The organism is Serratia nevei, from assembly GCF_024160145.1.
Classification (GTDB): domain Bacteria; phylum Pseudomonadota; class Gammaproteobacteria; order Enterobacterales; family Enterobacteriaceae; genus Serratia; species Serratia nevei_A.
Map to the genome: position 1 here is coordinate 1 of NZ_JAMYWQ010000029.1, position 25,885 is coordinate 25,885.

General features: G+C 56.0%; 26 protein-coding genes, 1 tRNA gene and 1 pseudogene. 18 read left to right on the forward strand and 10 right to left on the reverse strand.

Features of this window, described 5'->3' with window-relative positions; all coding sequences use genetic code 11:
• Positions 1–168: 168 nt before the first annotated feature.
• Entirely contained in the window at positions 169–1,146 is a 978-nt protein-coding gene (epmA, locus tag M6G53_RS18270) for an elongation factor P--(R)-beta-lysine ligase (protein ID WP_004929681.1), read from the reverse strand.
• Between the two features lie 385 nt (positions 1,147–1,531).
• On the opposite strand from epmA, the gene frdA reads away from it, so the two are divergent.
• The 5 genes from frdA (at position 1,532) to blc (ending at position 5,453) form a co-directional block, all read left to right on the forward strand.
• Positions 1,532–3,328 (forward strand): fumarate reductase (quinol) flavoprotein subunit, encoded by a 1,797-nt coding sequence (frdA, locus tag M6G53_RS18275; protein WP_253333559.1) that lies wholly within the window; start codon positions 1,532–1,534, stop codon positions 3,326–3,328.
• A complete protein-coding gene (locus M6G53_RS18280; protein WP_033648713.1) occupies positions 3,321–4,055 on the forward strand; it encodes a succinate dehydrogenase/fumarate reductase iron-sulfur subunit in 735 nt (244 codons plus the stop codon). The genes frdA and M6G53_RS18280 overlap by 8 nt, the downstream gene beginning before the upstream one ends.
• A 15-nt stretch (positions 4,056–4,070) precedes the next feature.
• Complete coding sequence (gene frdC, locus M6G53_RS18285; RefSeq protein ID WP_004929673.1) at positions 4,071–4,463, forward strand: fumarate reductase subunit FrdC; 393 nt, start codon at positions 4,071–4,073, stop codon at positions 4,461–4,463.
• A gap of 12 nt (positions 4,464–4,475) precedes the next feature.
• Positions 4,476–4,835: a fumarate reductase subunit FrdD gene (gene frdD, locus M6G53_RS18290; RefSeq protein WP_004929672.1), complete on the forward strand. Its 360-nt coding sequence runs from the start codon at positions 4,476–4,478 to the stop codon at positions 4,833–4,835.
• A gap of 84 nt (positions 4,836–4,919) precedes the next feature.
• Positions 4,920–5,453: an outer membrane lipoprotein Blc gene (gene blc, locus M6G53_RS18295; RefSeq protein ID WP_253333561.1), complete on the forward strand. Its 534-nt coding sequence runs from the start codon at positions 4,920–4,922 to the stop codon at positions 5,451–5,453.
• Here the strand turns inward: blc and sugE are convergent.
• The 4 genes from sugE to efp form a co-directional block, all read right to left on the reverse strand.
• Entirely contained in the window at positions 5,447–5,764 is a 318-nt protein-coding gene (gene sugE, locus M6G53_RS18300; RefSeq protein ID WP_004929669.1) for a quaternary ammonium compound efflux SMR transporter SugE, read from the reverse strand. The two genes, blc and sugE, sit on opposite strands and share 7 nt — an antisense overlap.
• A gap of 192 nt (positions 5,765–5,956) precedes the next feature.
• Positions 5,957–6,088, reverse strand: coding sequence for an entericidin A/B family lipoprotein (locus M6G53_RS18305; protein ID WP_033636766.1), 132 nt, complete (start codon positions 6,086–6,088; stop codon positions 5,957–5,959).
• A gap of 121 nt (positions 6,089–6,209) precedes the next feature.
• Positions 6,210–6,341: an entericidin A/B family lipoprotein gene (locus M6G53_RS18310; protein ID WP_253333563.1), complete on the reverse strand. Its 132-nt coding sequence runs from the start codon at positions 6,339–6,341 to the stop codon at positions 6,210–6,212.
• Between the two features lie 60 nt (positions 6,342–6,401).
• Complete coding sequence (efp, locus tag M6G53_RS18315) at positions 6,402–6,968, reverse strand: elongation factor P (protein WP_004929666.1); 567 nt, start codon at positions 6,966–6,968, stop codon at positions 6,402–6,404.
• 42 nt (positions 6,969–7,010) lie between these two features.
• On the opposite strand from efp, the gene epmB reads away from it, so the two are divergent.
• On the forward strand, positions 7,011–8,039 hold the full coding sequence (gene epmB, locus M6G53_RS18320; protein WP_253333565.1) for an EF-P beta-lysylation protein EpmB: 1,029 nt from the start codon (positions 7,011–7,013) through the stop codon (positions 8,037–8,039).
• Positions 8,040–8,120: 81 nt separating this feature from the next.
• Here epmB and M6G53_RS18325 read toward each other — a convergent pair whose 3' ends face one another.
• The 5 genes from M6G53_RS18325 to M6G53_RS18345 form a co-directional block, all read right to left on the reverse strand.
• A complete protein-coding gene (locus tag M6G53_RS18325) occupies positions 8,121–8,465 on the reverse strand; it encodes a DUF4156 domain-containing protein (RefSeq protein WP_253333567.1) in 345 nt (114 codons plus the stop codon).
• 178 nt (positions 8,466–8,643) lie between these two features.
• Entirely contained in the window at positions 8,644–10,263 is a 1,620-nt protein-coding gene (locus M6G53_RS18330; RefSeq protein ID WP_253333569.1) for a methyl-accepting chemotaxis protein, read from the reverse strand.
• Between the two features lie 225 nt (positions 10,264–10,488).
• Positions 10,489–12,135, reverse strand: coding sequence for a chaperonin GroEL (gene groL / locus M6G53_RS18335; RefSeq protein WP_004929662.1), 1,647 nt, complete (start codon positions 12,133–12,135; stop codon positions 10,489–10,491).
• A 44-nt stretch (positions 12,136–12,179) separates the two neighbouring features.
• Positions 12,180–12,473: a co-chaperone GroES gene (locus tag M6G53_RS18340; protein WP_004952634.1), complete on the reverse strand. Its 294-nt coding sequence runs from the start codon at positions 12,471–12,473 to the stop codon at positions 12,180–12,182.
• Positions 12,474–12,662: 189 nt separating this feature from the next.
• The gene (locus M6G53_RS18345) at positions 12,663–13,151 is read right to left on the reverse strand and encodes an FxsA family protein (RefSeq protein WP_253333571.1); all 489 of its coding nucleotides are present in this window, start codon (positions 13,149–13,151) and stop codon (positions 12,663–12,665) included.
• 369 nt (positions 13,152–13,520) lie between these two features.
• On the opposite strand from M6G53_RS18345, the gene aspA reads away from it, so the two are divergent.
• The 12 genes and pseudogenes from aspA (at position 13,521) to M6G53_RS18405 (ending at position 25,744) form a co-directional block, all read left to right on the forward strand.
• Positions 13,521–14,957, forward strand: a complete 1,437-nt coding sequence (aspA, locus tag M6G53_RS18350) for an aspartate ammonia-lyase (protein ID WP_004929659.1) — start codon at positions 13,521–13,523, stop codon at positions 14,955–14,957.
• 249 nt (positions 14,958–15,206) lie between these two features.
• A complete protein-coding gene (locus tag M6G53_RS18355; protein WP_253333573.1) occupies positions 15,207–16,508 on the forward strand; it encodes an anaerobic C4-dicarboxylate transporter in 1,302 nt (433 codons plus the stop codon).
• Between the two features lie 109 nt (positions 16,509–16,617).
• Positions 16,618–16,941 carry a divalent cation tolerance protein CutA gene (cutA, locus tag M6G53_RS18360; protein WP_253333575.1) on the forward strand — a complete coding sequence of 108 codons (324 nt, stop codon included), beginning with the start codon at positions 16,618–16,620 and terminating at the stop codon, positions 16,939–16,941.
• Entirely contained in the window at positions 16,917–18,632 is a 1,716-nt protein-coding gene (locus M6G53_RS18365; RefSeq protein ID WP_253333577.1) for a protein-disulfide reductase DsbD, read from the forward strand. Before cutA ends, M6G53_RS18365 begins: the two co-directional genes overlap by 25 nt.
• Positions 18,633–18,879: 247 nt before the next feature.
• Positions 18,880–19,455, forward strand: a complete 576-nt coding sequence (gene dicD, locus M6G53_RS18370) for a division control transcriptional repressor DicD (protein WP_253333579.1) — start codon at positions 18,880–18,882, stop codon at positions 19,453–19,455.
• Positions 19,456–19,615: 160 nt separating this feature from the next.
• Positions 19,616–19,691 (forward strand) — tRNA-Phe (locus M6G53_RS18375).
• Positions 19,692–19,886: 195 nt separating this feature from the next.
• Positions 19,887–20,547, forward strand: a pseudogene (locus M6G53_RS18380) (tyrosine-type recombinase/integrase); the annotation flags it as partial.
• A complete protein-coding gene (locus M6G53_RS18385; RefSeq protein ID WP_436286532.1) occupies positions 20,534–20,950 on the forward strand; it encodes a TIGR03747 family integrating conjugative element membrane protein in 417 nt (138 codons plus the stop codon). The pseudogene M6G53_RS18380 and the gene M6G53_RS18385, both read left to right, overlap by 14 nt.
• 684 nt (positions 20,951–21,634) lie before the next feature.
• Positions 21,635–22,036: an adenosylmethionine decarboxylase gene (gene speD, locus M6G53_RS18390; protein ID WP_253333581.1), complete on the forward strand. Its 402-nt coding sequence runs from the start codon at positions 21,635–21,637 to the stop codon at positions 22,034–22,036.
• A gap of 1 nt (position 22,037) precedes the next feature.
• Positions 22,038–23,432 carry a coproporphyrinogen-III oxidase family protein gene (locus M6G53_RS18395; RefSeq protein ID WP_253333583.1) on the forward strand — a complete coding sequence of 465 codons (1,395 nt, stop codon included), beginning with the start codon at positions 22,038–22,040 and terminating at the stop codon, positions 23,430–23,432.
• Entirely contained in the window at positions 23,425–24,534 is a 1,110-nt protein-coding gene (locus M6G53_RS18400) for a cytochrome P450 (protein WP_253333585.1), read from the forward strand. Before M6G53_RS18395 ends, M6G53_RS18400 begins: the two co-directional genes overlap by 8 nt.
• Positions 24,515–25,744 carry an MFS transporter gene (locus M6G53_RS18405; protein WP_253333587.1) on the forward strand — a complete coding sequence of 410 codons (1,230 nt, stop codon included), beginning with the start codon at positions 24,515–24,517 and terminating at the stop codon, positions 25,742–25,744. Before M6G53_RS18400 ends, M6G53_RS18405 begins: the two co-directional genes overlap by 20 nt.
• Positions 25,745–25,885 lie beyond the last annotated feature (141 nt).

Sequence of the window (25,885 nt, forward strand, 5' to 3'; positions counted from 1 at the left end):
TTGTGCAGTATTGGATAAAAACATAGCTATCTCCCGCCGATAATTTTCATATCAGATCGGGAACAGGTGAAAAGATTCAAAAAAATCCCCAGACAACTGACCTGGGGATTTGTGTAGAAGAGACAGGGCAAATGCCGGCCCTTTTTGCTTTTCTTACCGCCTGAAACGTCAGGCGATCCCGACCGGGAAGGCCAACACGTCGCTCAGGCTCTCGGCGCCCAGCGCCAGCATCACCAGGCGGTCCACGCCCAGCGCCACGCCGGAACATTCCGGCATGCCGTGCTGCAACGCCGCCAACAGGTTGTAGTCGATCGGCTGCTGCGGCAGGCCGCGCTCCGCGCGCTTACGGTTGTCCTGCTCGAAGCGCTGCTGTTGTTCACGGCCGTCGGTCAGCTCGCGGAAACCGTTCGCCAGTTCGATGCCCTTGAAGTACACCTCGAAACGCTCCGCCACGCGGTGGTCTTCGGTGCTGATCTCCGCCAACGCCGCCTGGCTGGCCGGGAAGTGGTAAACGAACGCCGGCTTTTCACGGCCGATATGTGGCTCCACGCCCACGGTGAACAGCAGCTGCAGCAGCGTATCGCGGTCTTCTTCGGTATCGGCGATGTTGCTCAAGTCGAGTTTGGCCGCCGCTTCGCGCAGCTGCGCCTTCTCCGCCGACAGCGGATCGATGTCCAGATGGCGCAGGAAGGCCTGCTGATAAGACAGGGTCTCCGCACTCTCGCAGTCCAGCACCTGTTGCAGCAGATCGTCCACCTCGTTCATCAGGCGGTACATGTCGTAGTGCGGACGGTACCACTCCAGCATGGTGAATTCCGGGTTGTGATGCCGCCCGGCCTCTTCATTGCGGAAGCTGCGCCCCATTTGGTAGATCGGGCCGCTGCCCGCCGCCAGCAGGCGCTTCATGTGGTATTCCGGGCTGGTCATCATGTATAGCGTCAGGCCCTCTGCCGCCCCCGGCCCGACGAAACGCGTCTCGAACGGGAACAGGTGAACGTCGGTGACCGTCGCCTGGCTCATGGTGGGCGTCTCAACTTCCAGCACGCCACGATCGGCGAAGAAACGCCGGATCTCAGCCAGAATCGCTGCGCGTTTCAACAAATTGGCGATGGGTGCACTAGGCTGCCAGCTTGCCGTTTCGCTCATGGTAATTAACTCCGAAATCAAACAGGGGATGCAGTCTACTCGCATCCTTGCAGCCAAACAAATTCTTCACGATGCGCAACCGGCCATAACGCCAATTTCCGATAAATGGGCGGCAAAAGCGCGTTAAAAAGGGTAAAGCACGCCGAACACGCGAAAAGACAGACGGGCCTGTTGGGCGAGCGTTAATCGACAAAACAATCGATCACATCAAATTTCGACTACTTAACTTTAGGTATAGTTAATTCCCCATTATTGGTGGGAGATATCTATCCTTAACCTTTAAGCAACATTAAGCGGTTCAATTAGTTAGCACCCGAAGAGTTCGCTAAATTTTAAGCATAGATATTTAACTTGCCGTTCTTAACAAGAACATTGGAGGAATGCAGTGCAAACCTTTAACGCCGATCTTGCCATTATTGGGGCCGGGGGCGCTGGTTTACGTGCAGCAATAGCCGCAGCGGAAGCCAATCCCCAACTGAAAATCGCGCTGATCTCTAAGGTCTACCCGATGCGCAGCCACACGGTCGCCGCCGAGGGGGGCTCCGCCGCCGTCACCCAGGATCACGATACCTTCGACTACCATTTCCACGACACCGTCGCCGGCGGCGACTGGCTGTGCGAGCAGGACGTGGTCGATCACTTCGTGCATCAGTGCCCGCGCGAGATGACCCAGCTAGAGCAGTGGGGCTGCCCGTGGAGCCGCAAACCGGACGGTTCGGTCAACGTGCGGCGTTTCGGCGGCATGAAGATCGAACGCACCTGGTTCGCCGCCGACAAGACCGGCTTCCACATGCTGCACACCCTGTTCCAGACCTCGCTGAAATACCCGCAGATTCAACGCTTCGATGAGCACTTCGTGCTGGATATCCTGGTGGATGACGGCCAGGCGCGCGGCCTGGTGGCGCTCAACATGATGGAAGGCACCCGCGTGCAGATCCGCGCCAACGCGGTGGTGATGGCCACCGGCGGCGCCGGGCGCGTCTACCGCTACAATACCAACGGCGGCATCGTTACCGGCGACGGTATGGGCATGGCGTTCCACCACGGCGTGCCGCTGCGCGACATGGAGTTCGTGCAGTATCACCCGACCGGCCTGCCCGGTTCCGGCATCCTGATGACCGAGGGTTGCCGCGGCGAAGGCGGCATCCTGGTGAACAAGGACGGCTACCGTTACCTGCAAGATTACGGCATGGGCCCGGAAACCCCGCTGGGCGAACCGAAGAACAAATACATGGAGCTGGGCCCGCGCGACAAAGTTTCCCAGGCCTTCTGGCACGAATGGCGCGCCGGCCGCACCATCGCCACCCCGCGCGGCGACGTGGTCTACCTCGATCTGCGCCACCTGGGCGAGAAAAAGCTGCTGGAGCGGCTGCCGTTCATCTGCGAACTGGCCAAGGCCTACGTCGGCGTCGATCCGGTGAAAGATCCGATCCCGGTGCGCCCTACCGCGCACTACACCATGGGCGGCATTGAAACCGACCAGAACTGCGAAACCCGCATCAAGGGGCTGTTCGCAGTCGGCGAATGCTCCTCCGTCGGCCTGCACGGCGCCAACCGCCTCGGCTCCAACTCGCTGGCGGAACTGGTGGTGTTCGGCCGCGTCGCCGGTGAGCACGCGGCCCGCCGCGCGCTGGAAACAGCGCCGGCCAACGGCAGCGCGCTGGATGCGCAAACCCGCGACGTCGAAACCCGCCTGAGCAACCTGATGAAGCAGGAAGGCAACGAAAACTGGGCGAAGATCCGCGACGAAATGGGGCTGTCGATGGAAGAAGGCTGCGGTATCTACCGCACGCCGGAGCTGATGCAAAAAACCATCGATAAGCTGGCGGAGCTGAAAGAGCGCTTCAAGCGCGTCAAAATCACCGACAACGCCAGCGTGTTCAATACCGATCTGCTGTACACCATCGAGCTGGGCTACGGCCTGGACGTCGCCGAATGCATGGCACACTCCGCGTTTAACCGCAAAGAGTCGCGCGGCGCTCACCAGCGCCTGGACGAAGGCTGCACCGAGCGTGACGACGTCAACTTCCTCAAGCACACGCTGGCGTTCCATAACCCGCAGGGTGCGCCACGCCTCGAATACAGCGACGTGAAAATCACCAAGCTGCCGCCGGCCAAACGCGTCTACGGCGCAGAAGCCGAAACGCAGGAGAAAAAGAATAAGGAGCAGGCAAATGGCTGAGATGCAAACCCTGAAGATCGAAGTCATGCGCTATAACCCGGAAAGCGACGCCGAGCCGCATTTCGTCACCTACGCCGTGCCTTACGACGAACAGACCTCGCTGCTCGACGCGCTGGGCTATATCAAGGACAACCTGGCGCCGGATCTCTCCTACCGCTGGTCCTGCCGCATGGCGATCTGCGGCTCCTGCGGCATGATGGTCAACCGCGTGCCGAAGCTGGCATGCAAAACCTTCCTGCGCGATTACGTCGGCGGCATGAAGGTCGAAGCGCTGGGCAACTTCCCGATCGAGCGCGATCTGGTGGTCGACATGACCCACTTCATCGAAAGCCTGGAGGCGATCAAGCCGTACATCATCGGCAACGATCGCAAACCGGAAGACGGCCCGAACGTGCAGACCCCGGCGCAGATGGCCAAATATCACCAGTTCTCCGGCTGCATCAACTGCGGCCTGTGCTATGCCGCCTGCCCGCAGTTCGGCCTCAACCCCGAGTTTATCGGCCCGGCGGCGATCACGCTGGCACACCGCTACAACCTGGACAACCGCGACCACGGCAAGAAACAGCGCATGCCGCAGCTCAACGGCCAAAACGGCGTCTGGAGCTGCACCTTCGTCGGCTATTGCTCCGAAGTCTGTCCGAAACACGTCGATCCCGCCGCCGCCATCCAGCAGGGCAAGGTGGAGAGCGCCAAAGACTTCATGATCGCCATGTTGAAGCCGCAATAAGGGAGAAAAATTGCCATGACAACTCAACGTAAGCCCTATGTGCGCACCATGACGCCCACCTGGTGGCAAAAGCTTGGCTTCTACCGTTTCTACATGCTGCGCGAAGGCACCTCGGTGCTGGCGGTCTGGTTCAGCATCGTGCTGCTCTACGGCGTGTTCGCGCTGAAGGGCGGCGCCGAGAGCTGGGCCGGCTTCGTCGGCTTCTTGCAGAACCCGCTGGTGCTGCTGATCAACGTTGTCGCCCTGCTGGCGGCGGCGCTGCACACCAAAACCTGGTTCGATCTGGCGCCGAAGGCCGCCAATATCGTGGTCAACAGCGAAAAAATGGGGCCGGGCCCCATCGTGAAAGGGCTGTGGGCCGTCACGATCGTCGTCAGCGTGGTCATCCTGGCCGTGGCCCTGATCTAATCCGGAGGAAATATGATAAATCAAGCACCTAAACGCTCCGACGAGCCGGTTTTCTGGGGATTGTTCGGCGCCGGCGGCATGTGGGGCGCGATCGTCGCGCCGGCCATCGTGCTGCTGGTCGGCATTCTGCTGCCGCTGGGGCTGTTCCCCGGTGAAGCGCTGGGTTACGAGCGCGTGCTGGCGTTCTGCCAGAGCCTGATCGGCCGCCTGTTCCTGCTGCTGATGATCATTCTGCCGCTGTGGTGCGGCCTGCACCGCATCCACCATGCGATGCACGATCTGAAGATCCACGTACCGGCCGGCAAGTGGGTGTTCTACGGCCTGGCGGCGATCCTCAGCGTGGTCACCGTTATCGGCGTCGTCACCCTGTAAACCGCTCAGGCGGCCAACGCCCGTTGGCCGCCCTTTTCTCATCGGCTACACTGTCTACTCGCCCCCGGTAAACAGGAGTCACCGATGCGTTTATGGTCAAAGCTTAGCGTCATGCTTTCCGCCCTGCTCTCCGTCGCTTGCAGCGTCTCCCCGCCCAAAGACATCAAGGTCGTGACCCCTTTCGACAGTCAGCGCTATCTCGGTACCTGGTACGAAATCGCGCGTCTGGATCATCGTTTTGAACGCGGTTTGCAGCAGGTGACCGCCCACTACAGCCCACGCGCCGACGGCGGGCTGAAAGTCATCAATCGCGGCTTCAATCCGCAGAAACAGCAATGGCAAGAAAGCGAAGGCAAAGCCTACTTTACCGGCTCACCGCAGGTCGCGGCGCTGAAAGTGTCGTTCTTCGGCCCCTTCTACGGCGGCTATAACGTGATTGCCCTGGACCCGGACTACCGCTACGCGCTGGTTTGCGGCCCAAACCGCGACTATCTGTGGATCCTGTCGCGCACCCCGACGCTTGACGCCGGCGTACGCGACAGCTTATTGCAGACGGCCAAGGGCTACGGTTTCGCCACCGATGCGCTGATCTGGGTGCAACAGTCCGCCGATCAGTGACTGCTGAACTTCAGCCCGAGGATGCCGACCACGATCAGGCACAGACTGATGATACGCGCGATATTGGTCGACTCGCCCAACAGCACCATGCCCATGATGGCCGCGCCCACCGCGCCGATGCCGGTCCACACCGCATAGGCGGTGCCGGCGGGCAGCGTTTTCATGGCGTTGGCCAACAGCAACATGCTGACCACCATCGCGGCGATGGTGATGATGCTCGGCGTCAGCCGGGTAAAACCGTGGGTGTATTTCAGACCGATAGCCCAAACCACTTCGAGCAAACCGGCGATAAGCAGAATAATCCAGGCCATGAGACGGCCTCCCTACCACTGGGGTCGTCCCCGATATAATGACGCGTAAACGGGTCGTCCCGTTCAGCGGGGTGATGAACGGCGGGTAACCTCACCCGCACTGCGGCAGGATAGCAGCAGCGTTAACACTCAGGCAAGAGGAGGAAATGCGGCGGCCCTCCGCGCGCGGAACGCCGCCGGGTGGAGAACGGATTATTCCGCGCTGCGCTGAATGGCTTTGCCGCCGGCCTGGATGTCTTCACCCACGCCACGGGTGGTATTGCAGGCGGTCAGCGAAGTCAAAATCATCAAAGAGAAGATCGCGATAATACTTTTCTTCAGCATAAGAAAGTCCTTATTTGTCGTTGATGAAAAAGTACGGCTTTCTAAGCTTAGTCAAAATTGACGCAGGGCGTGGGCTCGCCACCGGCTTTGTGGTGCCAAGGCATCGGGTGAAAGGGCGGGATCAGCCTGCCGTACGCGAGATGGCGCTGCCGAGATGCTGAACGTCTTCGCCGAAACCGCGAAACGTATTGCAACCGCCAAGGGAGAAAAGGAACAACAGGGAGAGCACGGCCAACAACGTTTTCTTGAACATGCGGGTTTTCCGGAGATGGGATAAAGCAGAGGAACCGCGGGGGTTCCTCTGCTTTGAAACTTATTTAACGCGAGAGACGTATTCGCCAGAGCGAGTGTCAACTTTGATCACTTCGCCGATCTGGACGAACAACGGCACTTTAACCACGGCGCCGGTGCTCAGGGTCGCCGGCTTGCCGCCAGTCCCTGCGGTATCGCCTTTCAGGCCCGGATCGGTATCGGTGATTTCCGCTTCGATGAAGTTCGGCGGCTGCACGGCGATTGGACGGCCATCCCACAGGGTGATGATGCACTCTGCGTTATCCTGCAGCCATTTGGCCGCGTCGCCGACGGTTTTGCCGTCAACCTGATGCTGTTCGAAAGACTCAGGGTGCATGAAGTGGTAGAACTCACCGTCGCTGTACAGGTAGTTCATGTTGGTGTCCATCACGTCTGCGCCTTCGCAGGAATCGGTAGACTTGAAGGTTTTTTCCACGCGGGTGCCGGTCAGCAGACGACGCATTTTCACGCGTGCAAACGCCTGGCCTTTACCCGGCTTAACGAACTCACTGGCTTCGACGGCGTAAGGTTCGCCCTCGAACATGATTTTAAGACCCGGACGGAAATCGTTGCTAGAATAAGTCGCCATGATGGCCCTCTGAATATTTGAACTGGTAGCTTAGCCAAAAAAATGGCACACATTATAACCCAAAGTACGGCACATAGAGAAGATTGGTTGCATCAACTCGCCGATGTTATTACCGATCCTGATGAATTACTGCAGCTTTTGTCACTGAATACGCACCCGGAACTGCCGCAGGGGCGCGATGCCCGCCGGCTGTTTGCCCTGCGCGTACCGCGCGCCTTTGCCGCGCGCATGCGCCCCGGGGATGCCAACGACCCGCTGCTGCGCCAGGTGCTGACCGCCAGAGAAGAGTTCATCAACGCCCCAGGGTTCACCACCGATCCGCTCGATGAGCAGCGCAGCGTGGTGCCGGGCCTGCTGCACAAATACCGCAATCGCGCGCTGCTGCTGGTCAAGGGCGGCTGTGCCGTCAACTGCCGTTACTGCTTCCGCCGCCACTTCCCCTATCAGGATAATCAGGGCAACAAGAACAACTGGCGGCAGGCGCTGGATTATATCCGCCAACACCCGGAACTGGACGAGATCATTTTTTCCGGCGGCGATCCGCTGATGGCCAAAGACAGCGAGCTGGAGTGGCTGGTCGGCGAGCTGGAAGCCATCCCGCACCTGAAACGCCTGCGCATCCACACCCGTTTGCCGGTGGTGATCCCGGCGCGCATTACGCCGGCGCTGTGCCGCCAGCTGTCGGCCTCGCGCCTGCAGGTGCTGATGGTCACGCACATCAACCACGCCAACGAAATTGACCGCGAGCTGCAAAGCGCCATGGCGCAGCTGCGTCTCGCCGGCGTCACGCTGCTCAACCAAAGCGTGCTGCTGCGCGACGTCAACGACGATGCCGACACGCTGGCGGCGCTCAGCAACGCGCTGTTCGACGCCGGTATCCTGCCTTACTACATCCACGTGCTGGACAAGGTGCAGGGCGCGGCACACTTCATGGTCAGCGACGATGAAGCGCGTGCCATCATGCAGGCGCTGCTGAGCAAGGTGTCCGGTTATCTGGTGCCGCGTCTGACGCGCGAAGTGGGCGGCGAACCGAGCAAAACGCCGATCGACCTGCGCCTGATGCAGGAGTGACGCGCACCAAATCTCCCAACGAAAAGAGGAATGCCGTGGCATTCCTCTTTTTTATCTCTTTGCGGCTGCGATCTCAGCGCCTTATGGGCACTTGTAAACCTGGCCGACCATTTTGCTGTCCAGCGGGGCGAAGCTGGAGAGCAGGTTCTGGCTCGGGCTGTTGGCGCCGTAGATCACGTTGCCGCCCATCGCCGCCGCCTTGTTGCGCAGATCGTTGGCCGCGCCGCGCATGGAGCTGCCTTCACCGCCGTTGCCGGACAGCCAGTTGCTCTGGGTGCCGGTCACTTCCCCCAGCAGCTGGCATTCCGCCGCCGGCTTGCTGTCGGTGAACTTGATCTGCTGACCCCCAGCGGTCAGTTCATTCGTGCTGCTGCAACCCGCCAGCAGCATCGCTGCCGAAAGACCCAGTAAGGCTTTAATCCGCATCTTGTTCCCCATTCGATGTTGAGAATTACGCAAAAGCTTATCAGAAAGCGATGCCATCTCTTAAGCATCCGTTGCCACGCGAGCGGGCCAACGTCTTGAGCGACAGCTGATGACTTATCAGTTTACCAGCTAAATCGCCCCGGGCAGCAAAAATATCATCCAATTCAGTGCGGCGGCGTTATGCCAGGCCGGCAACGGCCGCCGATACCGGCGCTTCACCCTGGCGCGCTTCCCCCTTCGCCAGCTGGAATACCGCCACCGCCTGCGCCAGCAAGGCCGCCTGCTCCTCCACACCGACGGCAGTGGTCGCCACCTCCTGCACCAGCGCGGCGTTCTGCTGCGTCACCCGATCCATCTGGCTCACCGCCACCCCGACCTGCTCAACGCCCTGGCTTTGTTCTTCCGATGCAGACGAAATGTTCTCCATCAGCGACGTCACCTGGTTCACCGAGCCGGCGATGGCATTCATCGTCTCGCCCGCCTGTTCCACCAAGCGCACGCCGGCGGCGATATCGCCGGTCACGCCGTCGACCAGGCTGCTGATCTCCTTGGCCGAAGTCGCGCAGCGCTGCGCCAGATTGCGCACTTCGCCGGCCACCACCGCAAAACCCCGCCCCTGTTCGCCGGCCCGCGCGGCCTCCACGGCGGCGTTCAGCGCCAGGATATTGGTCTGGAAGGCGATGCCGTCGATCACGCTGGTAATATCCCCCACCTGACGCGCGCTGTCGTTGATCGCCCGCATCTTGTCGACCGCGCTGGCCATCAGCGTTTCGCCGTTGCGGGCAATGCCGGCGGTTTGATTGACCATCCCGGCGGCCTGGTTGGCGTTATCGGCGTTTTGCCGCACCGTAGCGGTGATCTGTTCCATGCTGGCGGCGGTTTCCGTCAGCGCGCTGGCCTGTTCTTCCGTGCGGCTGGAAAGATCGGCGTTGCCAACGGCGATCTCGTGCGTACCGTGGTTGATCGACTCCACGCCGTCACGCACCTGCTGCACAGTGGCGCTCAGTTCTTGCTGCATCGTCTTCAGGCTGGCGAACAGCATGCCGATCTCATTGTTGTTGCGTACCGCGATCTCGCTGCGCAGATCGCCGCGCCCAACCTTTTGCAGCTGTTCGGCAATCTGGCGCAGCGGCAGGATCAAGCGCCGGCGGAAATCACGTTGCACGGCGACCAACAGCAGCAGGATCGCCGCCAGGGTGCCGCTCAGCAGGCGTGCGAAGACCTGTTGGGTCTGCTCCGCTTCTTCCACCGCCAGACGGTGGGCGGCCACCGTGGCCCGCATGTAGTCGGCAAACTGGTTATCCAGCCGCTGGCGCACCTGGCGCTTCTCGGCCGCCATGGCGTGCAGCCGCTCGATCAGCGCCGCCTGCGGCGTGTCGGCCAGCAGCGTCAGCTCTTGCTTCAGCACCGCCTGCTGCGCCAGGTAGACCTTTTTCATCGCCTCGCCCAGGTCCGGGCGCGTTACCGTCAGCCCAGGCGTATCCCAAAACTGGTTAAAAGCGACGTCGGCGCTGCGCAGCTCATTGCGCGCCTCAATGATGCCCTGCCGGATATCAGCGGCGTCCGTCTGCGCCATGCGCTCGAACGCCATGTTGTCGATCAGCGTCTGCGTTTGCAGCAAAGCACGCCAACTGCGGTTCAGCGCCGCTTCCTCGTCGGAGAAAGTGCTCATCCTGCCGATGCTGTTGCCGTTTTGCTGCATGAAATAGAAGGCGATGGCGCCGGTTCCCATGGGCATCAAGCCCAGCAGCAGCAGCATCAACATCAGCCAGGTGGCTATCTTCATATTTTTCAGCATAAGTCGTCTCCGTTGACAGTCACACCGGCGAAGGAAAATTCCCCGCCCGGTAGGGGCTATATCGGTACGAAACGACAACGGTTTAGGGTAAAAACAAAATAATGCAATAATTCATTCACGCAACTAATAACAAGCTAAACAAACATTCTTTTTATTGATTTTAAAGATAAAAAAAACCCCGGTCGGTTGACCGGGGTTCTCAGCACACAAGCGTGTGGGGGATGATTACATCATGCCGCCCATGCCGCCCATACCACCCATGCCGCCAGCTGCGCCCAGATCCGGTGCGTCAGCCTTCGGCAGGTCGGTGACCATGCATTCGGTGGTGATCATCAGGCCAGCCACGGAAGCCGCGTACTGCAGAGCAGAACGGGTCACTTTGGTTGGATCCAGGATACCCATCGCGATCATGTCGCCGTATTCTTCGGAGTAAGCGTTGTAGCCGTAGCTGCCTTCGCCCGCTTTCACCTGGTTGGCGATAACGGAAGCTTCTTCACCGGCGTTCACCACGATCTGACGCAGAGGGGCTTCCATTGCGCGCAGCGCAACTTTGATACCCACGTTCTGGTCTTCGTTGTCGCCTTTCAGCGCGGCGATTTTGCCTGCAACGCGGATCAGCGCTACGCCACCGCCGGCAACCACGCCTTCTTCCACTGCGGCGCGGGTCGCGTGCAGGGCGTCTTCAACGCGGGCTTTCTTCTCTTTCATTTCAACTTCAGTGGCTGCGCCAACCTTGATAACGGCAACGCCGCCGGCCAGTTTCGCTACGCGCTCCTGCAGTTTTTCACGATCGTAGTCAGAAGTCGCTTCTTCGATCTGCTGACGAATTTGAGCAACGCGGCCCTGGATGGTCGCTTCGTCGCCCACGCCATCGATGATGATGGTGGTGTCTTTGTTGATCACAACGCGTTTTGCCTGGCCCAGGTCTTCCAGGGTGGCTTTTTCCAGCTCCAGACCGATCTCTTCAGAGATAACGGTACCGGCAGTCAGGGTCGCGATGTCCTGCAGCATGGCTTTACGGCGGTCGCCGAAGCCAGGCGCCTTAACGGCAGCCACTTTCACGATGCCACGCATGGTGTTGACCACCAGGGTCGCCAGCGCTTCACCTTCAACGTCTTCAGCGATGATCAGCAGCGGTTTGCCTGCTTTGGCAACGGCTTCCAGCACCGGCAGCATTTCGCGGATGTTGGAGATCTTTTTGTCAGCCAGCAGGATGAACGGGCTTTCCAGCTCAACGGAACCGGTTTCCGGCTTGTTGATGAAGTATGGGGACAGGTAACCGCGGTCGAACTGCATACCTTCAACCACGTCCAGCTCGTCTTGCAGGCCGGTGCCTTCTTCAACGGTGATAACGCCTTCTTTGCCCACTTTCTCCATCGCTTCCGCGATCAGTTTACCCACGGTTTCGTCGGAGTTGGCGGAGATGGTGCCTACCTGAGCGATAGCTTTGGAATCGGAGCAAGGTACGGACAGTTTTTTCAGTTCTTCAACCGCAGCGACAACCGCTTTGTCGATGCCGCGCTTCAGATCCATCGGGTTCATGCCTGCTGCAACCGCTTTCAGGCCTTCGGTGATGATGGATTGAGCCAGTACGGTTGCCGTGGTGGTGCCGTCGCCCGCCGCGTCGTTCGCTTTGGAGGCCACTTCTTTCACCATCTGTGCGCCCATGTTCTCGAACTTGTCTTCCAGTTCGATTTCACGCGCCACGGAAACGCCGTCTTTGGTGATGGTCGGTGCGCCGAAAGATTTATCCAGCACTACGTTGCGGCCTTTCGGGCCCAGGGTCACTTTTACTGCATCAGCGAGAACATTCACGCCGCGGAGCATTTTCACGCGAGCGTCATTGCCGAATTTTACGTCTTTAGCTGCCATTGGTATTTCCCTTCAACTCGTTCAGTTCAGAAGATAAAGCGCAATTACGCTTCAACAATTGCCAGAATGTCGCTTTCGGACATGATCAACACTTCTTCATTGTCGATCTTCTCTGCTTTCACGCCGTAGCCGTCGTTGAAAATCACGATATCGCCAACTTTCACATCCAGCGGTTGGATGTTGCCGCTTTCCAGCACACGCCCTTTACCCACTGCAACCACTTCGCCGCGAGTGGATTTACCCGCCGCAGAGCCAGTCAGGACGATGCCGCCAGCAGATTTTGATTCAACTTCTTTGCGCTTGACGATAACGCGGTCATGCAATGGACGAATACTCATTGAACGCTCTCCTGTAAGAAGGTCTCTATCAGATTTAGGGTTGTACACCGGATGGTTGTTATTACCGGCCTCGTGGCATTTGAGATGGGGGCGTTCCAGTCCCCTTCAAGGGGGCCAACGAAAAAAATTTCGCATTTTTGGTCGCGCGGGTGTTACAGAGATGAAAAACGCGGCCTGAGCCGCGTTTGCTTAACGATCGTGAGGCTTGCGTTCCTCGTCCGGGCGGTGTTCCAGCACCGGGCGTTCGTCGTCCTTGCGCTGGAATTCGCCGTCGAAGGTGTTGCCGTTGGCGGCGGCGTCGCCCGTCCAACCGCCAGGGCGATAAACCGACAGATGCGGCATCAGCTTGAGCGTCAACGATTTTTGCACCGGCGGCAGCAGCAGCAGCAGGCCGAGGAAGTCGGTGAAGAAGCCCGGAACCAGCAGCAGGAAGCCCGCCAGCACCAGCGAAACGCTTTTCACCATTTCCGCCGCCGGGCTTTCGCCGGCCGCCAGTTTTTGCTGCATCTGCACGAAGGTTTTCATGCCCTGATTGCGCACCAGCGAAATGCCGACGCAGGAGCTGAACACCACCAGCAGCAGGGTGACAGCCACGCCGAGCACGGCGGCGACTTTGATAAAGATGGATATTTCTATGTAAGCCAGCAGAAATATCAGCAGTAGCGGTAACCAGCGCACCTGGTTCTCCTATCGGTAGGTAAAGCGCGGCCGCCACGGGGCGACGGCGCGAAAAAAGAGGCCGTAAACGGCCGACACCATTACAATGAGGGCATCACCCCACCATTTCAACCGAGAGCCGGTTTTTATTGCTAAAGTTCACAAACGTGAAAGAGGTCACAGAACCGGAAAAGGGCATATCCTTAAACACCATAAGGTGATCTGGATTCAGTCATTTCTTACCAACCAGCATATGATCTGGGCAGCAACGGGCGATTTGGTTAATCGTTTCACGCCCCAAGCCTTCGGCAATATTAATTTAGGCTGTGCCCTTACTAGCCTTGACCTGACAAATTATTAATTCGGCAGCAACACATAGAGAAGGTTCTCATGTCAAACAACATTCGTATCGAAGAAGACCTGTTAGGCACACGTGAAGTCCCCGCAGACGCTTACTACGGAGTTCACACTCTGCGTGCGATTGAAAACTTCTACATCAGCAACAGCAAAATCAGCGATGTCCCCGAGTTCGTTCGCGGCATGGTGATGGTGAAAAAGGCCGCAGCGATGGCCAACAAAGAACTCAAAACCATCCCGCGCAAAATCGCCGACGTGATCATCCAGGCCTGCGACGAGGTGCTGGATAAAGGCAAATGCATGGATCAGTTCCCGGTGGACGTGTTCCAGGGCGGCGCAGGCACCTCGCTGAACATGAACACCAACGAAGTGCTGGCGAACATCGGCCTGGAGCTGATGGGCCACCAAAAAGGCGAATACCAGTACCTGAACCCGAACGATCACCTCAATAAGTGCCAGTCCACCAACGACGCCTACCCGACCGGGTTCCGCATCGCGGTGTACGCCTCCAACCAGAAACTGATCGACGCCATCAACCAGCTGCGCGAAGGCTTCGACCGCAAGGCGAAAGAGTTCGAAACCATCCTGAAAATGGGCCGCACCCAGCTGCAGGACGCGGTGCCGATGACCCTCGGCCAGGAGTTCCACGCCTTCAGCGTGCTGCTGAACGAAGAGACCCGCAACCTGCACCGCACCGCGGAGCTGCTGCTGGAAGTGAACCTGGGCGCCACCGCGATCGGCACCGCGCTCAACACCCCGGAAGGCTACCAGCCGCTGGCGGTGCAAAAACTGGCGGAAGTCAGCGGGCTGCCGGTGGTGCCGGCGGAAGACCTGATCGAGGCCACCTCCGACTGCGGCGCCTACGTGATGGTGCACAGCGCGCTTAAACGCCTGGCGGTGAAACTGTCCAAAATCTGCAACGACCTGCGCCTGCTCTCCTCCGGCCCGCGCGCCGGCCTGAACGAAATCAACCTGCCTGAGCTGCAGGCGGGATCGTCCATCATGCCGGCCAAAGTGAACCCGGTGGTGCCGGAAGTGGTCAATCAGGTGTGTTTCAAGGTGATTGGCAACGACACTTGCGTTACCATGGCGGCCGAAGCGGGCCAGCTGCAGCTGAACGTGATGGAGCCGGTGATCGGCCAGGCGATGTTCGAGTCGATCCACATCCTGACCAACGCCTGCTACAACCTGCTGGAAAAATGCATTAACGGCATCACCGCGAATAAAGAAGTCTGCGAACACTACGTCTTCAACTCGATCGGTATCGTCACCTATCTGAACCCGTTCATCGGCCACCATAACGGTGACATCGTCGGGAAGATCTGTGCCGAAACCGGCAAGAGCGTGCGTGAAGTGGTGCTGGAACGCGGCCTGCTGACCGAAGCCGAGCTGGATGACATCTTCTCCGTGGAGAACCTGATGCACCCGGCCTATAAAGCCAAACGCTATACGGATGAAAATGAACAATAACAGACCTACCCGGTAGCCCTGAAAGGCACGCTAAATCCTCTGGATAGCGTGCCTTTTTACTTTCCGGCGCCCACAAAATTTTAACGTTTTATTTTCAATTTACACCCTAAATCATTGGGACTGCATCAAGGCGGCAAGAGCGCAAGTCCCCAGGAGCTTACTCAAGTAAGTGACTGGGGTGCGTGCTCGCAGCCAACACCGATGCAGTTTCAAAGATGACGGGAAATCTCATTTTAAGGAGTAAACACTATGCTAGCCTTGGAATTGGTTATCGTTCTGCTGGCCATCTTTTTAGGGGCCAGGTTGGGCGGTATCGGTATCGGGTTCGCGGGGGGATTGGGCGTTCTGGTCCTGGCGCTGATCGGCGTCAAGCCGGGCAGCATTCCCTTCGACGTGATTTCCATCATCATGGCGGTGATCGCGGCGATCTCCGCGATGCAGGTCGCCGGGGGGATGGACTATCTGGTGCAGCAGACCGAAAAGCTGCTGCGCAAGAACCCCAAGCACATCACCATTCTCGCCCCTATCGTCACCTACTTCCTGACCATCTTCGCCGGCACCGGCAACATCTCACTCTCGGCGCTGCCGGTGATCGCCGAAGTGGCGAAAGAACAGGGCATCAAGCCTTGCCGGCCGCTGTCGACCGCCGTGGTGTCCGCCCAGATCGCCATCACCGCCTCGCCGATCTCCGCCGCGGTGGTGTACATGTCTTCGGTGATGGAAGGCCACGGCGTCAGCTACCTGCACCTGCTGATGGTGGTGCTCCCGTCCACCTTCTGCGCCGTGCTGGTGATGTCGCTGCTGGTGACCTGGCTGTTCGATTCCAAACTGTCTAACGACCCGGTGTACCTGAAACGCCTGGAGGAAGGCCTGATCACCCTGCGCGGCAACAACGCGCTGGAGATCAAACCGCGCGCCAAAGCCTCGGTGCTGCTGTTCCTGCTGGGCGTGCTGTGCGTGGTGGCCTACGCCATCATCAACAGCCCAGGCCTGGGCCTGGTGGCCAAGCCGCTGATGAACACCACCAACGCCATCCTGATCATCATGTTGAGCGTCGCCACGCTGACCACCCTGCTGTGCCGCGTCGACACCGACATGGTGCTGAACTCCAGCACCTTCAAAGCCGGCATGAGCGCCTGTATCTGTATCCTCGGCGTCGCCTGGCTGGGCGATACCTTCGTGCAGGCCAACATCGACTGGATCAAAGAGACGGCCGGCAGCGTCATTCAGGCGCACCCGTGGCTGCTGGCGGTGATCTTCTTCTTCTGCTCGGCGCTGCTGTACTCGCAGGCCGCCACCGCCAAGGCGCTGATGCCGATGGCGCTGGCGCTGAACGTATCGCCGCTGACCGCCGTCGCCTCCTTCGCCGCCGTCTCCGGCCTGTTCATCCTGCCGACCTACCCGACGCTGGTCGCCGCGGTGCAGATGGACGATACCGGCACCACGCGCATCGGCCGTTTCGTGTTCAACCATCCGTTCTTCATTCCCGGCACCATGGGCGTGATCTTCGCCGTGGTATTCGGCTTCCTGCTCGGCAGCATCATGCTGTAACGCTTCGACCGGGGCTGCGGCCCCGGTTTTCCTTCTGGCGATAAACTCACCTTCTAGCCAATCCGCCTTCAGGGTATAGTGCCCATTCGAACCGATGAGAGGGCTGAAGATGTCTGATTGCGAAGCTGTCGTCATACTCTGTACCGCACCCGATGAGGCCAGCGCCCAGGAACTGGCGGCGCGGGTCCTGGGCGATAAGCTGGCGGCCTGCGCCACGCTGCTGCCCGGCGCTACCTCGCTGTATTACTGGGAAGGGAAACTGGAACAGGAATACGAAGTGCAGATGCTGTTCAAAAGCGATTGCCGCCGTCAGCAGGCCCTGCTCGACACCCTGAAACAACATCACCCTTACCAGACGCCTGAGCTGCTGGTGCTGCCGGTGATGGCCGGAGATAAAGACTACCTGTCATGGATCAACGCTTCCTTAAACTGATTTTGCTGCTGTGCAGCCTGTGCTTCCTGCCGCAGGCAGCGCAGGCTTCGCTGTTCGCGCCGCAGGGCGGCAGCCAGTTCGTGCCCGTCGATCGGGCCTTCGCCTTCGATTTCAAACAGCAAGGCAGCCAGGTAACGCTGAACTGGCAGATCCGCCCCGGCTACTACCTGTATCGCCAGCAGATCAAACTGGTGCCGCAGCAGGCGACGCTCGGCGCCTTTACCCTGCCCGCAGGGTTGAGCCACAAGGACGAGTTCTTCGGCGAAGTGGCGATTTTCAAACAGCAGCTGAATCTGCAGGTGCCGCTGCAACAGGCGGCAGCCAGCGCCAGCCTCAGCGTCACCTATCAGGGCTGCGCCGAGGCCGGCTTCTGCTATCCGCCGGAAACCCGGATCATCCCGCTGGATGCCGTCAGCGCCGGCGCGGCCGCCCCGCTCCCGGCCTCTACACCGGCTAAAGTGCCCGCCGCACCGGCCAGCCTGCCGTTCTCGCCGCTGTGGGCGCTGCTGATCGGTATCGGCATCGCCTTCACCCCGTGCGTGCTGCCGATGTACCCGCTGATCTCCGGCATCATCCTCGGCCGCGACCGGCCGCAAAGCAGCGGCCGCATTCTGGCGCTGGCGGTGGTTTACGTGCAGGGCATGGCGCTCACCTACACCCTGCTGGGGCTGGTGGTGGCCGCCGCCGGCCTGCAGTTCCAGGCGGCGCTGCAGCACCCTTACGTGCTGATCGGCCTGTCGGTGCTGTTTATCGCGCTGGCGCTGTCGATGCTCGGCCTCTATTCCCTGCAGTTGCCTTCGGCGCTGCAAACCCGGCTGGCGAACTGGAGCAACACCCAGCGCGGCGGCTCGCTGACCGGCGTGTTCCTGATGGGTGCCCTGGCCGGGCTGATTTGCTCGCCCTGCACCACCGCGCCGCTCAGCGCCATCCTGCTGTATATCGCCCAGAGCGGTAACCTGTGGGCCGGCGGCGGCACGCTGTACCTGTACGCGCTGGGGATGGGCATTCCGCTGGTGATCGTCACCCTGTTCGGCAACCGCCTGCTGCCGCGCAGCGGCCCGTGGATGCAGTACGTGAAAGAGGCCTTCGGCTTCGTCATTCTGGCGCTGCCGGTGTTCCTGCTGGAGCGGGTGATCGGCGATCTGTGGGGCCTGCGCCTGTGGAGCCTGCTCGGCCTGGCGTTCTTCGGTTGGGCCTTCGCCCTGAGCCTGAGAAGCGCGCGCGGCTGGGCACGCGCCCTGCAACTGCTGCTGCTGGCGGCGGCGGTGATCGCCGCGCGGCCGCTGCAGGACTGGGCCTTCGGTGCCGACCAGGCGCAGTTGGCGGCTCAGCCGCACCTGACTTTTACCCGCATCAACAACGTCGAACAGCTCGATCGGGCACTGCAACAGGCGCGCGGCAAGCCGGTGATGCTGGATCTGTACGCCGACTGGTGCGTGGCCTGTAAAGAGTTCGAGAAATACACCTTCAGCGATGCGGCGGTGCAGGCGAGCCTGGCCAACGCGGTGCTGCTGCAGGCGGACGTCACCGCCAACGGCGCGGAACAGGCGGCGCTGCTGAAGCACCTGCAGGTGCTGGGATTGCCGACGATCCTGTTCTTCGATCCGGCGGGCCAGGAGCTGACGGCCCAGCGGGTCACCGGTTTTATGAAGGCGGAAGCCTTCAACGCGCATTTGCAGAAAGTGATGTGATATACCCTATAGCTTTCGAGTTGCAGCTAGGCGGCAAGCACAGGAGTCCCCAGGAGCTTACTAAAGTAAGTGACTGGGGTGACAAATCTGCCGGGAGCAGATTTGAACACTGCCTACAGTGGCCCCGCAAGGGGTGAGGCCCATGGAGGGGCCGAATAACGGTGAGCAGCCAACAACGCTGCGGCTCGAAAGATGACGGGTATAATAAATAACACTGAGGTTCTGAACTGAAGAGGAGGAAGCACAAGTGCAACGTGAACACGTCCTTGATACCGCGCTGGGCCTGTTGGAACAACAGGGCCTGGCGACCGCCACATTAGAGATGCTGGCGGAAAAACTCGACGTTCAGCCCGGCGATCTCAAACGGTTCTGGCCTGATCGCGAGGCGTTGCTGTACGACTGCCTGCGCTACCATGGCCAACAGATCGACACCTGGCGCCGCCAGCTGCTGCTGGACGAGCATCTCAGCCCACAGCAAAAGCTGCTGGCGCGCTATGACGTATTGGCGGAATACGTGCAGCAAGACCGCTACCCCGGCTGCCTGTTCATCGCCGCCTGCAGCTTCTTCCCGGAAACGGATCACCCGATCCACCAGCTGGCGGAGCAGCAAAAGCTGACCTCGCTGGAGCTGACCCGCGAACTGCTGCGCGACATGGACGCCGACGACGCCGACATGGTGGCACAGCAGATGGAGCTGATTCAGGAAGGCTGCCTGAGCAAACTGCTGGTAAAACGCCAGCTCCAAGACGTATCGGTCGCTAAACGGCTGGCGGAAGACATTTTGCAGGTGGCACAGTGCCGCCGCAACGGGGCGCTGAGCTGAGCGCGCTGCGCTTGCGGCACCGCCAACCCAAGGCGATAGCCTGAACAAGCGCATTTTTTGCGCCCCTTGCCTGAAAAGCCAGCAACCGGAGGCGTTTTAACGTCTTTCATGCATAAAGCCGTTGACGGCTATCGGCCAATACGGTTTAATGCTGCCCGTTGCCCGGATAGCTCAGTCGGTAGAGCAGGGGATTGAAAATCCCCGTGTCCTTGGTTCGATTCCGAGTCCGGGCACCAAATTCATATCAACGGACCTCCACGGAGGTCCGTTTTTGCATTCTAAGCCCGCAAAAATCAACACATCCGCAATACCTTAACTCCACCCAACTCAATCAATTTCAACCCGCATCAAGTCCCTTGCGAGGGTACAACTGAGGGTATAGTCTGATTCGATAAAATTTGTTCCCCTTTTACTAGCAGGAGATACCGCCAATGGCGCTCACTGACGCTAAAATCCGTGCAGCTAAACCGGACGAAAAACCGTATAAATTTGCGACAGTGGCAACATGTTTTTGCTCGTTCACCCTAACGGCTCGCGCTACTGGCGACTCCGTTATCGATTTCTGGGCAAAGAGAAAACGCTCGCTCTGGGTGTCTATCCTGAAGTCTCGTTATCAGAAGCCAGGGAAAAGCGCGATACAGCAAGGAAGCAGATAGCTGAAGGAATTGACCCCTGCGAACAGAAGCGGATCAAAAAGTCTGTTCCCGAAACAGCTCAGACATTTGAAGGCATCACAAGACAGTGGCATAAGAGCAACAAAAAATGGTCAGTCTCACATAGTGAGAAGATACTGAAAAGCCTCGAAACTCATGTGTTTCCCTTTATCGGCTCACGTGACATTACCCCCTCCGGACTCCCGATTTACTTCTCCCCGTCAAAGCTGCCGAAGCCAAAGAGATATACGAGATCGCAGCCCGTCTTCAGCAACGTATCACTGCAATTATGCGCTATGCTGCCCAGTCAGGCATTATCAGCTATAACCCTGCCGTGGATATGGCTGGCGCTTTAACGACGGTGAAACGCCAGCATCGCCCTGCCCTCGCCTTAAATCGCATTTCTGAGCTACTTGAACGACTGGATGCCTACAGAGGCCCGACTGGCGACTCTCAGCCAGACGCGGGATTTTCGGTATTACGTGGGGGTGGTGTATATGCATCTGGAAACGTATCTGACCGCTGCGTCGTACATGTTGCTGGTGTTTCTGGTACGAACAGTGGTGCTGTGTTTAAGCCTGCCGCTTTTTGCGATGGCCACGTTTGTTGGCCTGGTCAATGGGTTAGTGCGGCGTGATGTGCGCCGCTTTGGTGCGGGACGTGAATCGGGCTTTATCTATCACCGCGCCAAGGCCAGCCTGATACCGCTTATCATGCTGCCCTGGATGCTTTATCTGGTGCAGCCGTTCAGTATCAGCCCACTCTTTGTGCTCTTGCCCTGTGCACTGCTACTAAGTATCGCGGTGAATATTACAGCGGGAAGTTTTAAAAAATATCTTTAATTATCAATAGAAATTATTACCCCTCCTCGGGTTCTTCATATAAGCATGACTACAATTTACTGTCTGTCACAGAGTTCAAGATTGTTTCCTGCGACAGGCATTTTGCAAAAAAATCAATAAAGATGCTCAGCTTTGGTGGTAAATGCCGGATTGGCGGATTGAGTGCCCAGAGATCTTCACAATAATTGGTTTTAAACAGCCAATCCGGCAGCACCTGAACCAGCCTCTCCAGCCCCAGAGCATACTTTGTGGTGAAATAAGGCAGCCTGCCAATATGCTGTAATACAGCATCAAACCACGTCTCTGTATTTTCTAATTATTATTTTTAATAAAAATCAAAGCATTCATTTATTTTATCAATGCTTAGTTATCGGAATGAATACAACTTGTAATTGTTTTGTGAAAAAGATCGCAATTAAGCAACTTAATACTAAACTTTTTTATTCTCTTATCATAAATAAAAAGAGGCGACAGGATTTGACTTCCTGAAGGTTTTGCCTGAATTAAACTGTTATTCATAAAATTTATCAAACGAGGATTTATTATGGAAAGTGCAATTGAACTGTTCGTAACTGAGTCATCTGCAGATAACTACGACTTTAACAGTGTAGCTTGGTAATATCCAGGAAAGGGCAGCTCCGCTGCCCTTTTCCAGTGAAGAAGCTCATAATTCAGGAGGCGGAAATGGAAGATTTAGGCCATCATTACGTTCTGGATATTGTTTTAGATGACAAGAGTTTTCTTAAAGATGAACACCGTCTACAGACATTTTTTCAGAGCGTATTGAATAAGACAAATTTTAATATAATCGGCTTTTTGTCTCATAAATTCACATCAGGAGGTGAGGGCGTCACGGGGATATTCTTGCTGAGTGAGTCCCATCTTTCATACCACACTTATCCCGAAAGTAATTATATCAGCATTGATGTTTACACCTGCGGGGGGAAGTGTTTTTCAGCTGTAAAAGAAATTGAATCCCGTCTTAGTTTAGTGACTAGAATAGTCGTTCGTTATATTGAACGCGGGAGTCACATCAAAGCACCACTATTTAACAAAGCTAACATAACTGCTGAGAAGGTGATCTGAGATGAACATCAAAGACAATGGTATATTCAAGTTTGATTACCAATTCCCAGTATATAACTTTTTTTTCCCGAATCAGGGAAAAAATATTTCATCTGAAAGCTTGTCCGACGTCCTAAGTCACAGCAACTCCAATGTCTCATCCAGAGCACTTTATTTTCATATCCCATTCTGTGAAACTATTTGTACTTTTTGTCCTTTTACACGCGGAGCCTACAAAAACAGTGAGTTAGTTGATCAGTATACCCGTGCATTAATCAAAGAAATCGAGATAAAGGCAGAGTTTAATGATTATCATGCTGTTCCAGTAAAATCAATATTCTTTGGCGGAGGAACACCCTCACTTCTCTCGCCAGAGAATATTGCTCAGATTGGTGCAGCAATACATAAAAATTTCTCTCTTTCATCTGACTGTGAATTTTCATTTGAAATTGAAATAAAGAGCCTGGATGAGGAAAAAGTTTACGCAATGAAGGAGATAGGCGTAACGCACCCACGTTTCGGGCTGCAGACGTTTAATCCTGTATGGCGTGAGCTTTTTAAGCTGACATCAACGTTTGACCACATTAATTTTGCCGCAGACATACTCAATCGCAATTTCAGCACCGTCCTTTTCGACATACTTTACGGAATGAATGGACAGGACGAGGAAGATATTATAAGAGACTTAGAACAGGCTATTTCTCTCGGAACGACAAATATCGATATTTATCCTATTGACAACGTCATGACGCAACCAAAACTGCATAAATCCATTCAGGATAAAGGAATGCCAGTTACAACCGCAACCCGGAAATTCACCATGAATATGCTGGTTGATGCTTATATGCGGAGTAAAGGATTTATGCCACATAACGGTCATGGTTACGTTAGAACGAATAATGTTGATAATTCTGTTGTGAGTCAGGATTACAGTTTCGTATATCATGAACACGTATACGGATATGCCGATCATGATTTACATGGTTTTGGAGTCAATGCCGTCTCTTCTCTTCGCGGACATGTCATTACGAACACGTCAAGTCGTCAGAAGTACATTAGATCGGTACTTGAAGCCAATACTGTTCCATCGACTATAAGTAGACATCCCGAAATTCTGGATGAAATGAAACCGTTAATCCTGCGACTACCCTATCATGGTGAAATAGAAAAATCTAAAGTGAGCATGTCGCAAATACCATTTGCATTGCAGGAAAAGCTTTCTCAGTTGAAAGCGCATCGGCTTGTCACAGAGGATGCAGAAAAATTATACCTCACGAAACTTGGTTGGTACTGGTATACCAACATAATGTACTGGCTAATGCCAGAGGCCGATCAAACGGCCATGAAACGGTTCATTACCGAACAGTTAGAAACTCCAGGAAAATTTATTGCTAAAAAAGAGCTTCTATATGTCTGAATTATCATTGTCACTTACTGAAGCATATAAGCAGCGATATGATGCAATCGCCTGTGATGACAGTGAGCATAGAGGCATCTATTATCATGCCGACAAAAAATATTGGATTATTTATGATTACCAGTTATGTTCGCGGCTGCTGAACAGCCCGTACGTCACGAAAAAAAGAATGATGATTCCCCTCAGCATGTTTGATGAGGAAAAGACTGTCGTTGAACGTTTTCTCCTACTCATCAATCAGTCACTGATTTTCCGGGACGAGGGCAAAAGTGATATCGCCCGGATCATTCATCAGAATTTTAAAAATACTCCGTGCGATGAATTGATTAAAGAGACGCTCTCTTCGCTCAATCGGAGGAAATACCTTGATGAGCATGATCTTATTACTCTCAATAATACGCTTGCAGCCAGGCTGGTCGGCTTAGAGTCCCCCAACACACTGGAAGAGCATGCCCACAACGTGGGCATGCTCTTCGACGGTAGGATCCAAGGAAAAGAACATTTCGTCCAAATAGCCCGTTCTTTCCTTACTATATTTGATACCTTCAGGAACCAGAGCACCGATGATGTCCCTTGCAGTGATATCAGTGCCTCAGACAAAGCCATAGCCTATATTGCGGCTCATCAGACAACCATGCAACTCATTGTGGCTGCGTTCTGGGCGATATCACACTTTAATCTGAAAGTTGATGCAGAGAATGCCCGAGACACGGTGATTGAGGCTTCACGCTTATACAGCCCCGTTCTCTCCGTAGGTAGAGTGATATCTCAGGATACCACTCTCAGTGGGCAGAATCTGAAAAAAGGTGATAGGGTGATGTTCTATACTGGGTTGGCCAATTTCGATCCAGAAGTTTTTGAAGAACCCCTCCAGTTCATTCTAGGTCGGAAAGAAAGACCCCTTTCCTTCGGGACCGGTGTGCATATGTGCATCGGTATGGGAATTGCACTCAGCTTTGCTTCATCGTTTATGGCTGAAATTGGTGTGCTCTGCCTAAACAAGAGAGTCGTCAGCATAACCGACCTTGCAGAAGGTGTGTCAGCGTTGGGAGCATCACGTTTCAACATTGGAATGGACTGTCATGAACTGGCTGAAAGTTAGAAATTTTCGTACACTTCTCGCCTCTCTTTTTATCTCAAAGTCCGGCGATTATGCCTATGAGGTGGTTTTCGTCTTTATTGTGCTGGAAAGCACGCACAACGACTACCTGCTTACCGGCTTTGTTTATTTTTTCCGGTTTATCCCTTTCTTATTCTTCGGTCCCGTTGGCGGCTGGATGGCAGATAATTATCGTCTAAAAAATAACATGCTACTTAGCGAATGGCTGCGTCTGACGGTTTCACTGCTTCTCTTCATCAGCAGTCTGAGTGGTTCGGTCAGCATTACCATTCTTATCATGGCGTCAGTTTTGACAACTATCGGTCGCAGTATTTTCCAGCCGAGCTACCAGACAGCCGTACCTAGAACTGTCAGTACTGACAGACTTACCGGTGCCAACAGTGTGTCGCAGGTAGCAGAGGAAACAGCTTCAGTGGCAGGCCCTCTCCTCTGCTCCCTTATCCTTTCATTCGCTGACAAGTCATGGGTGTTGCTATTCAATGCTGTAACGTATGCCGTATCGATAATTTTTCTCTCCGCGTTTTCAGAAAAAGCCGAGGTAAAAAGATCATCTTTCCAGATTAAAAACGTGTATCAGGAAACCTTTTCCTATATTCAGCAACTCTATCAGGGTACCCGCAGCTTGTTTATCATCATCTTGGGATCCTCCGTCTGTATTCTGTTTACTGGCTCGGTTATCCGTTTTATCATTCCTGCAGTGGCGGTCAATCAAGGTCAGGGTGAGGTATTTACCAGTTGGGTATTTTCACTTATGGCTGCCGGCACAATCACTGGTGGATTGCTTTACGGAAAATTTGTTCGGTCAACCTCTCCAGAAAAGGTAATGCGACACTGGTTCATTTATGGTTTGCTACTATTGTTAATGTCCTTAACAGCCCTACATTCACTGATGTTTCTTTTGCCACTCGCGTTCGTTCTTGGTATTAGTGGTGCGTTTGTGGATATTTCTCTCGTCACTGTTATCCAGTCATGGTCTCCTTCGGGGAACATTGGCAAGACATTCGGCACGTTTTCAACTCTGGCGAACACAGCCGAAGCACTTTCTGGGCTTATTTCTGGGCTTATTGCCGTAGGTGGTCTGATGACTGCTTTTGTGGGAATGAGTTCACTTATTGCACTAACTGGCATAACCAGTACGGTTTTTCTCGCTGGGAAAACAGTGAAAAATACCCAGAATAACCACAGCAGCTAAATGGGAAAAAATGAACCCGATGCCTTATATTGAGAGGCGGGATTAGCATTGAGCCAGGATAATGCCTGCTGATGGCTTTTGCAGTAGCGGTAAATGGACTGCAACACACACCTAATTATCCGCCGCAGCAGAATACACGCT

Coding starts and splice junctions, on each gene's coding strand:
- cutA (WP_253333575.1), top strand. CDS start 16,618: ATGTCTGATTGCGAAGCTGTCGTCATACTCTGTACCGCACCCGATGAG.
- sugE (WP_004929669.1), bottom strand. CDS start 5,764: ATGGCCTGGATTATTCTGCTTATCGCCGGTTTGCTCGAAGTGGTTTGG.
- blc (WP_253333561.1), top strand. CDS start 4,920: ATGCGTTTATGGTCAAAGCTTAGCGTCATGCTTTCCGCCCTGCTCTCC.
- M6G53_RS18355 (WP_253333573.1), top strand. CDS start 15,207: ATGCTAGCCTTGGAATTGGTTATCGTTCTGCTGGCCATCTTTTTAGGG.
- M6G53_RS18305 (WP_033636766.1), bottom strand. CDS start 6,088: ATGCTGAAGAAAAGTATTATCGCGATCTTCTCTTTGATGATTTTGACT.
- M6G53_RS18330 (WP_253333569.1), bottom strand. CDS start 10,263: ATGCTGAAAAATATGAAGATAGCCACCTGGCTGATGTTGATGCTGCTG.
- M6G53_RS18365 (WP_253333577.1), top strand. CDS start 16,917: ATGGATCAACGCTTCCTTAAACTGATTTTGCTGCTGTGCAGCCTGTGC.
- M6G53_RS18400 (WP_253333585.1), top strand. CDS start 23,425: ATGTCTGAATTATCATTGTCACTTACTGAAGCATATAAGCAGCGATAT.
- M6G53_RS18385 (WP_436286532.1), top strand. CDS start 20,534: ATGCCTACAGAGGCCCGACTGGCGACTCTCAGCCAGACGCGGGATTTT.
- M6G53_RS18310 (WP_253333563.1), bottom strand. CDS start 6,341: ATGTTCAAGAAAACGTTGTTGGCCGTGCTCTCCCTGTTGTTCCTTTTC.
- aspA (WP_004929659.1), top strand. CDS start 13,521: ATGTCAAACAACATTCGTATCGAAGAAGACCTGTTAGGCACACGTGAA.
- frdD (WP_004929672.1), top strand. CDS start 4,476: ATGATAAATCAAGCACCTAAACGCTCCGACGAGCCGGTTTTCTGGGGA.
- frdC (WP_004929673.1), top strand. CDS start 4,071: ATGACAACTCAACGTAAGCCCTATGTGCGCACCATGACGCCCACCTGG.
- speD (WP_253333581.1), top strand. CDS start 21,635: ATGGAAGATTTAGGCCATCATTACGTTCTGGATATTGTTTTAGATGAC.
- groL (WP_004929662.1), bottom strand. CDS start 12,135: ATGGCAGCTAAAGACGTAAAATTCGGCAATGACGCTCGCGTGAAAATG.
- efp (WP_004929666.1), bottom strand. CDS start 6,968: ATGGCGACTTATTCTAGCAACGATTTCCGTCCGGGTCTTAAAATCATG.
- M6G53_RS18405 (WP_253333587.1), top strand. CDS start 24,515: ATGAACTGGCTGAAAGTTAGAAATTTTCGTACACTTCTCGCCTCTCTT.
- M6G53_RS18340 (WP_004952634.1), bottom strand. CDS start 12,473: ATGAGTATTCGTCCATTGCATGACCGCGTTATCGTCAAGCGCAAAGAA.
- epmB (WP_253333565.1), top strand. CDS start 7,011: ATGGCACACATTATAACCCAAAGTACGGCACATAGAGAAGATTGGTTG.
- M6G53_RS18280 (WP_033648713.1), top strand. CDS start 3,321: ATGGCTGAGATGCAAACCCTGAAGATCGAAGTCATGCGCTATAACCCG.
- M6G53_RS18395 (WP_253333583.1), top strand. CDS start 22,038: ATGAACATCAAAGACAATGGTATATTCAAGTTTGATTACCAATTCCCA.
- epmA (WP_004929681.1), bottom strand. CDS start 1,146: ATGAGCGAAACGGCAAGCTGGCAGCCTAGTGCACCCATCGCCAATTTG.
- M6G53_RS18325 (WP_253333567.1), bottom strand. CDS start 8,465: ATGCGGATTAAAGCCTTACTGGGTCTTTCGGCAGCGATGCTGCTGGCG.